The sequence below is a fragment of the Nitrosomonas supralitoralis genome (assembly GCF_003011925.2).
Taxonomy (GTDB): Bacteria; Pseudomonadota; Gammaproteobacteria; order Burkholderiales; family Nitrosomonadaceae; genus Nitrosomonas; species Nitrosomonas supralitoralis.
In genome coordinates this window covers 22,727-32,923 of record NZ_PXXU01000041.1, presented here as the reverse complement: position 1 = coordinate 32,923, position 10,197 = coordinate 22,727, and the positions used below count along the sequence as shown (strand labels likewise).

Sequence of the window (10,197 nt, the reverse complement as noted above, 5' to 3'; positions counted from 1 at the left end):
TTGGAGTACAACTAATGGTGGTGACACTTGGCTACAATCGCTTAAATTCGATTCATCAGTTACACTGCGCGGTCTTCCCGGGCAACAACATATAACGATTGCCGTCTCTCCTCAATTCGCCACTGACAAAATGGCCTTCGTTGGCACAAGTAATGGATTATATCGTTCAAAGAATGGAGGCAATAATTGGGTTACGATGACTCAAAAACACATAGGCCCGGGAACAGCTATCCAGCAAGTTGAGTTTTCTCCTAACTTTGCTAATGATGGGCTTATCTTTGTCATCGTTCATGGCAAGGGTTTGTATCGGATTACTCTGAATAGTAGTGGACAAATCATCTCTTCGAAAAATGTAGGTGATGTGTTACTGCAACAAAACATTCAATTTACAGAGTTCCGCATATCTCCTAACTTTGCAACTGATGCTACCATTTTAGGGGTTGCTCGAGATAACTCTTACATTTCAACCGATGGTGGATTGACTTGGGCATTGGCAGGTAAAGTTGAATGGTAATGTGCTGTTGTTGAAATATAGGGGCAACTTTCAAGCAAGGTAGTGTTCTTAAATTTATGAAATGCTAATAAATATGAGGGCTATTACATGAAATATTCATTTCAATTTATTATTGCTATTTTGTTTTATGTTGCTACCGGAGTATCAGCTCAAGTGAATGTTGCCCCGGAGCCTATCGTGACACCTGAGGATGCACGAAAGCATGGATTAGAGGATTTAAGAAAAGCAAAGCTAGAGGTTCCTCAAGCTGATCTCAGCCGGTTTCTGAGACCGGGCGAGAATGCAAGGAACGCGCTGCTTCAATTAGGCAAAGCGCTGTTCTGGGCTGAGGAAGTCGGCTCAGGAGGGAATGCGGGAAGGCCCGGACAGGCCTGCGCTTCCTGTCACTTTTCCGCTGGTGCTGATTCAAGAGTTCAAAATCAGCTTAATCCTAATATCACTCGCGTGGTCAATGATGCACAAGGCCCTATTATCGGTTTACACAAAGCCGAGGGCGATCCCGATAATACATTTCAAGTTCGTAAGCCAAATCAGAAAGTGCGGTTTTCTGATTTTCCGTTTGTGCGCGAAATCAATCAAATCGTTGATCTGGATGTGATGTCATCCCAAGGTGTGCTGCGATCCGAATTTATTCGAACCGTCTCTGGGAATCCGAATGACCGATGTCGGCCAGTTGACGATCCGGTATTCAAGACCATCCACGGCGCAAAAGTGCGTCGGGCTGAGCCCAGGCATACGCCAAAAGTTATTAATGCCGCGCTTGAGAGTTTTTTCTCTTTCTGGGACGGGCGTGCGAATCCGTTTTTTAATGGGATAAATCCATTTGGCGTGCAGGATCCGGATGCGCAAATCCTGGTGGCAAAGAATGGAACCATTGTCAAGGAACGTATTGACATTCCGTTTTCCTCATTAGCGAGTCAAGCAGTGGGTCCTCCACTTTCAGATTTTGAGATGTCCTGTGGCGTTCCAGAAGCAGATAACATGCGGACGTGGCCTGAGGTTGGGAAGAAACTATTGAGGAAGAGAAACGGCGCCCCGATTGTGCCCCTTGCAGGGCAGTTAATAGCGATGGATGACAGCGTTCTAGGTAATTTATCGAATTATCCAGCTCCCGGACTCAATACTACATACTCCAAACTCATCAAAAAGGCGTTTAGGCCCCAGTATTGGCGCGGCGGTAACGCCCGTGTGGTTTTTACTGATACCGAGGTTGAAATCACCCTGCCAGCGCGTCCGGATGTCTCGCTGGATGTGCGTATCGTAGCTGCTACGCCTGAGGAACTTATTGACGAGGATTTTGTAATAGAACCTGCTACTTCAAACACTCCGCCATTAACACAAAACTCCAGAGGCCAGCGTTTTACCCTCAGCGAGGCGAACTTCTCGTTGTTTTTTGGCTTAGCGCTTCAAGCCTATCAGCAAACCCTTATTTCTGATAATACATGGTTTGACCAGTGGATGCGCAACGCTACATTTAACGAAGGCTTTGGCAAAGAAGAGGTTAAAGGTCTTGATGTATTTGTCAATAAAGGAAGATGCATCAACTGTCATGGAGGACCCGAGCTAACTAACGCATCTGTTCGTAAAGCACAGGCAGGCGACAACGGCAGTCCTAATAATCTTATCGAACCTATGAGAATGGGCGATGGTCACTTTGCTATTTATGATAATGGTTTCTATAACATTGGCGTGACACCGACATTTTTTGATATTGGTCGTGGTGGTCGAGGTCCGACCGGAGTTCCGTTGTCGTCCTCGCGTCAAAGGCTTTTTCAGGAAAAAGAAATCATGAACATTCCATTCCAGATTCTTGGTAGTGCTAGGATTTCTTCTATAACCGAAGATGAAAAAGAGTCTGTTTGTAAAGATAATAACAACGATGGATTTTGTGGTCTGGATGAGCCACTTCTAGATACCTTCCAGCGGGTCGCGGTAGACGGCGCTATGAAAACGCCAGGCTTGCGGATCGCTGATTTAACAGGACCTTATTTCCATGATGGGAGTGCGGCAACCTTGAGACAAGTTGTCGAGTTTTATGACAATGGCGGAAATTTTTGTGAGCCTAACATCGACAATCTGGCTCCTGATATTCGTCCGATAGGTCTAACGGACGATGAAAAACAGAATTTGGTTAAGTTTCTTATTGCACTCAATGACGATCGAGTGCGTTTTGAGAAAGCACCATTTGATCACCCGAGCTTAACCATAGCCAATAATGGCAGGGTTAACGGTACAGTGATTAAAATTCCGGCTGTTGGACAATCAGGGCGTCAACCTTTGGGTCTCGAACCGCTTGGCACATTTCTGGGCATAAATCAGCAGGAAGTTGGCAATTCCCCCGTCAATTCTATCTGCACCTCTAGGCTTGATGCGATAACCGAATAAAAGGACTCTATTGCAAAATTTTCGCATGAGTGAGCAAATACGCTCCTTTGGGCCACCTTATCTGGCCAGCGAATAGAGCTGTGTTGCGGGAGTGAGCCCCCCGTCTCTGACATGGTCAACCAAATCCGGATAGTCCAGTTAAGCATTTTTTCACGTTTTGCCGCTTCAGCTTCATATTGATTTGAATTTTTATATTTTTATATAGATATGCAATTATTAAGACCTCTGCACAACTGCGTAAATTTGCTGTGATAATGGGAGAAATGTCCAAATGACATTTGTTATGCGTCTCATTTTGGCAAAAAGTGAAGTTTTTCCTCTTTTAAAAGGGTGTTCTCCTCCTTATGCAGCATTTGGACGGAGTACTCCCCTTGGTGGCTTGTCCACGAAAATTTTGTTGGTAGCTTTTTTAGATTCGTGCAGATGCTTTTCAGCATAACTTGGGCGTTGACTTTTGCCGTGCCTAAGTAGCCAGGCGCGTTCCATCCTGAATAGGCGTTTGGCCGTGCCGCTGACTCAATCAGCGTGGTATCAATTACCGCTCCCACCGCGTCCTTGATCATCAATCCGTGTGATTGAAGCTGTTCATTGATCGAGGCTAGCCGGTCGTCCAACCGAGCGCCGGCCACCAACCGGTTGCGAAACCGATACGGGATGGTTTCGTCCGGTATCGCATCCGACAGAGACAAATCATAAAATCGTATAAAATCAATCCGAGCATACAGTGCTTGCTCCAACGCAGCATCCGACAAACTATGCCACTGTTCCTGCAGGATCGATTTGAGCATCATCAACCATATCAAATGGTTCCTGTCTTCCACCAAGCCATAACTCGCGCTTGTATAAACCTGTAAGCTGCGAACGTAACTCCTCTCAGTCAATCAGAGCATCAATCTTAATCAGCATACTGTCTCGTCTCAATCGCTGGGACAATTCCAGTGTTCCAAAACTCATCTGCATCGCTTGCTCCAACTGCCTTTGGCTTGTCATTATTTTAGTCGGTTATCGCGCCGACGGGGGAGTTGTGCAGTAGTCTTGACTATTTAACGACTCGAATTCGCCACAAAACCGCCAGCAAGCTGCCAATCAATGAATGCATGAGCGCTGAAACCGCGCCTGCAACGGGTGTCAATAGCAGCATTGGAAACGCCTGTTTAGCCAGAACTATGGCCAAACCGGAATTTTGCATACCGACTTCAACCGAAATCGTGCGAGCGGTTTGAGGTGGGCAACCCAAAAATTTTGCCAAGTGATAGCCAATGAGAAAACCGCTGCCATGCAACATGGCTGTAGCAAGAAGCAATTCAGCGCCATGACTGAGAATGGATTCAGCATTTGCTGCAAACACAATGGCGCAGATTAAGCATACGCCCAGCACTGAAAGTAAAGGTGCAACCGGCATTATGCATTTTACCAGTTGAGGTACCCAGCGATTAAGCAGAGCGCCCAGTACAACAGGTAGGATGACGACTTGCAGTGTCTGCTTGAATAGCATCCAACTGTCCACTGGAACAAGCGCACCCGCAAACAGTTGTGTGAGTAATGGCGTCAAGACGACAGCAGCCAGTGTGGAGCAAACCGTCATAACAACAGAAAGCGCCACATCTGCCTTAGCAATATAAGTCACGAGATTTGAAGCCGTTCCGCCGGGACAGCAACCGACCAGAATCAGGCCGACTGCAAAATAATCAGGTAAACTGAGCGCATAACCTATGCCGTAAGCCAGTGACGGCATGATGGAATATTGTGCCGCAAAACCAATTGCTACGGCTTTAGGCATACGGATAATACGGCGAAAATCATCAAAAGTGAGTGTCAGGCCCATACATAGCATGACAAATGCCAGAATTAACACCACGATGGAACCTTGATTCAAGAAGATTAGCCAATCCGGCCAGATTAATGCGGCTGTGCACAGCAGAATCATCCAGAGCGGAAACAACAGGGTTAGTTTTTGGAGCATGCCATCACCGAAGCCATTTTTGTGCTGCTATAGAGTAGGGAGTAGGGCGCGCAAACCAATACCTGATGATTCGAAAAGAAGATAATTGATTTAGCAGACGTCATAAGAATCCAGAAAAATGTAGCGGATTAAATTCCGGCGACACTTTACCTGATGTTGGGGCTTAATAGCTAATCAAAATCCTGTCTTCTTCTGCTATTAGTATGCTAATCGAACGCTAAGATTAAAGAAACGTCCCAGGCGGAACTGGCGAGTAATTCCATCACCCTGTGCAACACGAATTTCGGAATCTAGAAAATTCTGCATAGACAATTGCACCGACAACACCTCTTTAAAAAGAGGAGAAACTTCATTCTTTGTCAAAATGGCACGTATTACAAATATCATTTGGACAGTTCTCTCATTATCACAGCAAATTTACGCAGTTGTGTAGAGGTCTTTTTTTAAAATAACTTCTACTTTTCTTACTGCGAAGACGCATAAACTTTTGTCGGGCTCTACCAGTTTTTGTTTTAACTATCCTAAAATGGCAACTTATGCGAGCGTTCGGGTAAGATTATCTGAGATTTTCGTAGGCTGCTTGCCAGCAATTGTCTCTCAATGTCTGGGTTACGGTGCTTCTCAGTTTGATTTGAAAGTTCACTTAATGTAACAACATGACGCCATCATATAAATTAGTGGTTCTGTACTGAAAGTTTCGTCTTATGTAAGCCTAGTAGTATGATTATTTATTCCCAACAATACTCATTTTGAAAAGATGCTTTGAATATTTTTCAACTTTGATTCTGTCAAAACGATTCAATAGCTTACTAAAACGTGTAATTCTCTGTTCAATATCTGCCACAGTAATTTCAGGGAAGCGATGATCATGATAAATCAATCTATTAGGACCAGGGCGGTGCATATTCAGGTTGGTCAATAACGCCTTTAGTTTGGCAGATAACCAGCCTTGAATATATGTACCGATGGGATTGGCAGACGGTTGTTTTCTGCTATAACCGCTCTGTTCCAAAATATCGACCATGCGATCACAGGATAATGGGCCGTGCTGAGCAGCTAAATAATAATCAATCAGTCTCTTGCGCTCCTCACCCTCTGCGACACCCAGCTCACCACTCAGAATTAGGGCTAAAGTTGACTTCAATTCCTCGAAATTAAAGCATTGGTAGCTTAATTTAGTAGGCAATCCTTGATACTCATAGTCATAATATTCGTTGAGTGTTGCAAGATAAGATATCGTGGGAACTCCAAGAACATAGGCTTCCAATCCAGTGGTACACCCATTGTGCACCATGGCTTTTGCGGCCAGAAGCCATGGAATCACGTTGCCTTCATTTGTTACAACTACTTGCTTAAACTCAGCGGCAATATCATGATAAATCTTATAGTTCTCACTTGGGTGTGGACGAACTACGATAGTGAAATCCGGAAATGCTTGCGCTACAGAAGGAATAAGTCGCTTAAAATCCTCAACGATTGCTTGTTTATGATTCCACAATCCTGCGGCAAATTGACGACTCATCCCAATCCCTGATTGCCCAAGCTTTAATTCTTTGTGAGGATTTTTTGCAGGTACAAATAAGCCAACACTAGGAATAAATGGATTTACATCACTAAAATTGGTGTTAATGAGAATAAAATTTCCATACTGATTACGTAATTTATCAACCTCAACATCAAAGTAGGGCCGCATCTCAGTTCTCAGCATGTCGCCACGAGGATTTCCAGTAATATGGATAGGTAAACCTGCTGGCAGATCTGGATATTGCCGAAGCAAATCGACATTTTCCTGCCCCCAGGCAAAAACATGAGACACCTGTTTGATTGTCTGCGGAGAAAGCCGAAGCGTAAAATAAGTATCTGGGGGTGGGTGAACCAAGGCTTCTTCTTCCCATGCAACGATCTCATGGCCCAGTTGGCGCAGGATTTTGAACATCGTATTACTAAGGCTGCGCATGCTCTTGGCAAGGTAAACACCTCGTGGAACAGAGGCAGCCTGAAAATGAGTAAAAGCACGAGAACCCATAATGACTGGAAAACCGCGTTCTGCAGCTACACAGGATAATAGAATCTTTGCATCCAGTTCACGAACCTGGCTTTCCACTGGGATGATAAGAGTTGAAGCGAGCTTCCTCATATAAATTTCACTCAATGTTTAAATTAAATTGTACTTAAATTTTTCTGACTTATTGCGATAGACTCTTCATTTCTCAGCAAATCACAGTATTCAGAAAAAGCACTGTAAAGCATGGGATTACTTGAAATGGCTGCAATTTCATGATTAAGCCAAAATGATGGATTTGTCCAATTGAAACTACCGAAAATAGACCAAACCTGATTATTGTCTTTTACCAGCACAAACTTGCAATGCATTGGAAGATATTCAGAGGTCTTGATGCGTCTGAATTGTACTCCGGCGGAAATTAGTTGCTGTTCTGCATTTGCAGTGACACGTCTATATGTTGATTCTGCATAGATTTCCAATGCTACGCCTCGATTGGCGAGTGCAATCATCAAATTAACCGCGCTTTCGGATCTGATGTGGGATGCAACAACACAAACATGAGAATCGCTGCTGATCTGGTTCAGAAACTGAATTACAGGATGAGGATGTATCCGCGGCCAGAAATAAATAGTAGTATCAGCGCCTTGAATGGTCTGATTCGCATCAGCAGAAAAACGATAAAATAATCCTGGAGGTGTTGCGTTTAACTTTCGAGCGTGCTTCACAAGTTGAGTTACTAGCTCGGGGTCAGCGATTCCTACCAGCACATTGTAGCCTCGATCATGATCACCGATTTCTCGAATGATATCAGGTCGTTTCTCAGGATTGTTACCTGAGGGATTGAAAGATCCAATAATAGCAATCGGCTTTGGATGCGAAAAACAATAGAGTTTCTCATGTAACTGCGGACTCCATGTTCGTCCTGCTGGAGCAGGTAAGCCTGGAAAAACCACAATTCTCAGTCCATCACCTAATCCATCTGGTCCTGAGAGCATAGAAATTACGGCATCATTTGCATCGGATGTGCGTGGCTTGCCAGCTAAACTGACAGTAACCTTGACTCCTCGTTTGCGCGCTTTAATCAGTGCCTCAGCTAATTTCAGATCACGAAAATAGTAAGTCACCCAATCGATAAATCCGCCGGCGGGAACAGCAGCAATATGCTTTTCCAATACATCCCGCAAATAACCGACTGGTTGATCAGGGCCACCAAAATATATATCGGAGAAAGTTTTCATTCTTGGGAACCTGTTTCCAAATTACTCATTAGTAGTTTAACGCTTAACAAGGTGTCCGGCTTTATTGGGTCATAACAAGTTCACTGATTACGAATTTTCTGCGCATACTCCATTCCACTTCAATACGAAAAACTAATTGTCGCTACTGCCTCTCAAGTTTTCTTCATGACTGCCTATGAGAAATCTGCAACAATGGTTCCGCTTCGCCATTAGAAATTATAAAAACGCGGTCTGCAGCGTTGATGACCGCAGGTTGGTGCGAAACAACAATAATTGTCAGGTCCTTGGCTAATTTTCGCAGTGTCTTACAGATGGCTTGCTCGCTTTCCGGATCCAATGCACTGGTGGGTTCATCCAAAATTAAGAAGGATGGATTATGAGCCAGTGCTCGTGCGATGGCAATGCGTTGGCGTTGTCCACCGGAAAGTAGCCCACCGCGCTCACCGACAATCGATTGTAATCCTTCAGGCAAGCTGCTGACAAAATCCCATGCACCGGCCTGACGTAATGACCGTTCTGCATCTGCGGCGGTCAACGCGTGTTCTCCGACCAGAATGTTACTCATCACCGTATCATGCAACAAAATAGTGTCTTGCGAGACATAACCGATCATGTGGCGCCATTGGCGCAGATTGATATCATGCAGCGAGATGCCGTCAATCTGAATTTCTCCGGATTGTGGTTCAGCCATTCCGCAGAGCAGATCCAGCAAAGTGCTTTTGCCGGCGCCGGATGGCCCCATAACCGCTGTAAAAGACTTGATTGGTATTTCGATATTCAGGTCTTTGAAAATAATTTTCTGGCCATAGTTAAATTTGACATGTTGCAAAGTAATACCTTTTTGCAGCGTAGGCCTCAGTGTTCCCGTGGATTTCTCTGCCGCAGCGCGCGCGTCTTCGGCGGACTTGCGTAAAGCCCAATAAGCACTTTCTTGTACGGCCAGATGCTGATAACTGCGTTGCGTTCTATTCATTAATCCCAGAATGCGTGTCAGCAAAAAGACCATCAACAGGACTTCCGATAAGGGCAATTGCCACACTACCAATGCCAGATATAAGCCGCTGGCAGTCAGAGCGGTGAGAATGGGTTCCTGCATTTCGGTTAAAGCAGCCCTATTCATCACTTCCCGACGCGTGGCTTTCTCCAGGTGTTGGGTTTGTTCGTGCAGAATAGCGTCGGCAACGTTGTCACGCGCCATGGCTTTCAGTGATTTTACCGAACTAAGCACATCGGATAAGTACGTCAATAAATCGCGTAGCAAGTAGGTTTGCTTAGTACCTGCACGACGGGTTGCACGGACTAAACGATTCAATGCAATGAATAAGAATAGACCAATAATCAGTGAGGTCAGTGTTGCTTCCCATGAAATGAATAATGCCACGATGGCGTATACTAACGCTTGAATGGCAAGCGACAATACATTAGCGCTGTGCTCAAAACCAATGGCTGCACGATGAGCTTCAGTTGCAACCGAATTCGCAAGCGCGCCGGCGGGTTGTCGTAAATAGTATTGCCACCGGCTGGCCAGTAGCGCTTCAATAAGATCCAGGCGTAAAACAGTCGCCACATGAGCAACGGTGTAACCTACCTGACGACTAGCCAACAACAGCACCATACCCTTAAAAAACAAACCACCAACGAAAATGATCAAAATCGTGACCAATGCAGGTTCAATGCCGACATCTTTCAGCGCTGTTTCCATAAAAGCGCCAATGCCTGAATTGCCAGACTCACCTGAATCGCCGATAACGATCGATAACAATGGCATCAACGCAGTTAAACTCAGGCCTTCAGCGATACTGGCAATCAGCAGTGCGACTAGAACTAAAGCGCTACGCCGGGGGAAGACCATAATGTACGTAAATAAAGTATGCATAGGCCGGCTATAACAGTGAAGGAGGGACCGGTGGTTCTTTTATGCGTTCATTAAGCATTAGATACATCACATAATTGGCAAGGCGTGAATCGTGCGTCACAATGATCGAGCCGGCTTAATTCTATGATTCAACTTACGTACCTTGGAACGAGGAATCTAATTCGAAGCGATTAAATTAACCTATCTAGCCTTAGTCAGGGGGATCCATGCAATCCA

8 protein-coding genes are annotated in these 10,197 nt (G+C 45.0%); 2 read left to right on the top strand and 6 right to left on the bottom strand.

The window, feature by feature from the left end:
- Nucleotides 1-514 (top strand): beta propeller repeat protein (locus C7H79_RS18020; RefSeq protein ID WP_508278635.1); only part of this gene is annotated, 514 nt, incomplete at its 5' end.
- A gap of 87 nt (nucleotides 515-601) precedes the next feature.
- Nucleotides 602-2,899: a cytochrome-c peroxidase gene (locus tag C7H79_RS12465; protein WP_106707580.1), complete on the top strand. Its 2,298-nt coding sequence runs from the start codon at nucleotides 602-604 to the stop codon at nucleotides 2,897-2,899.
- Nucleotides 2,900-3,189: 290 nt separating this feature from the next.
- On the opposite strand, the gene C7H79_RS12460 is transcribed toward C7H79_RS12465, so the two are convergent.
- The 6 genes from C7H79_RS12460 to C7H79_RS12435 form a co-directional block, all read right to left on the bottom strand.
- A complete protein-coding gene (locus C7H79_RS12460; RefSeq protein WP_106707579.1) occupies nucleotides 3,190-3,690 on the bottom strand; it encodes a transposase in 501 nt (166 codons plus the stop codon).
- 248 nt (nucleotides 3,691-3,938) lie between these two features.
- On the bottom strand, nucleotides 3,939-4,862 hold the full coding sequence (locus C7H79_RS12455) for a bile acid:sodium symporter family protein (protein WP_106707578.1): 924 nt from the start codon (nucleotides 4,860-4,862) through the stop codon (nucleotides 3,939-3,941).
- A 198-nt stretch (nucleotides 4,863-5,060) separates the two neighbouring features.
- Nucleotides 5,061-5,249: a hypothetical protein gene (locus C7H79_RS12450; RefSeq protein ID WP_106707577.1), complete on the bottom strand. Its 189-nt coding sequence runs from the start codon at nucleotides 5,247-5,249 to the stop codon at nucleotides 5,061-5,063.
- 337 nt (nucleotides 5,250-5,586) lie between these two features.
- Entirely contained in the window at nucleotides 5,587-6,999 is a 1,413-nt protein-coding gene (locus C7H79_RS12445) for a surface carbohydrate biosynthesis protein (RefSeq protein WP_106707576.1), read from the bottom strand.
- Between the two features lie 23 nt (nucleotides 7,000-7,022).
- On the bottom strand, nucleotides 7,023-8,105 hold the full coding sequence (locus C7H79_RS12440; RefSeq protein WP_106707575.1) for a phospholipase D-like domain-containing protein: 1,083 nt from the start codon (nucleotides 8,103-8,105) through the stop codon (nucleotides 7,023-7,025).
- A gap of 163 nt (nucleotides 8,106-8,268) precedes the next feature.
- A complete protein-coding gene (locus tag C7H79_RS12435) occupies nucleotides 8,269-9,981 on the bottom strand; it encodes an ABC transporter ATP-binding protein (RefSeq protein ID WP_106707574.1) in 1,713 nt (570 codons plus the stop codon).
- Nucleotides 9,982-10,197: the final 216 nt, after the last annotated feature.

What these genes read in the sequence shown, in the direction of transcription:
- C7H79_RS12440 (WP_106707575.1), bottom strand. Translation starts at nt 8,105, where the DNA reads ATGAAAACTTTCTCCGATATATATTTTGGTGGCCCTGATCAACCAGTC.
- C7H79_RS12465 (WP_106707580.1), top strand. Translation starts at nt 602, where the DNA reads ATGAAATATTCATTTCAATTTATTATTGCTATTTTGTTTTATGTTGCT.
- C7H79_RS12435 (WP_106707574.1), bottom strand. Translation starts at nt 9,981, where the DNA reads ATGCATACTTTATTTACGTACATTATGGTCTTCCCCCGGCGTAGCGCT.
- C7H79_RS12450 (WP_106707577.1), bottom strand. Translation starts at nt 5,249, where the DNA reads ATGATATTTGTAATACGTGCCATTTTGACAAAGAATGAAGTTTCTCCT.
- C7H79_RS12455 (WP_106707578.1), bottom strand. Translation starts at nt 4,862, where the DNA reads ATGCTCCAAAAACTAACCCTGTTGTTTCCGCTCTGGATGATTCTGCTG.
- C7H79_RS12445 (WP_106707576.1), bottom strand. Translation starts at nt 6,999, where the DNA reads ATGAGGAAGCTCGCTTCAACTCTTATCATCCCAGTGGAAAGCCAGGTT.
- C7H79_RS12460 (WP_106707579.1), bottom strand. Translation starts at nt 3,690, where the DNA reads ATGATGCTCAAATCGATCCTGCAGGAACAGTGGCATAGTTTGTCGGAT.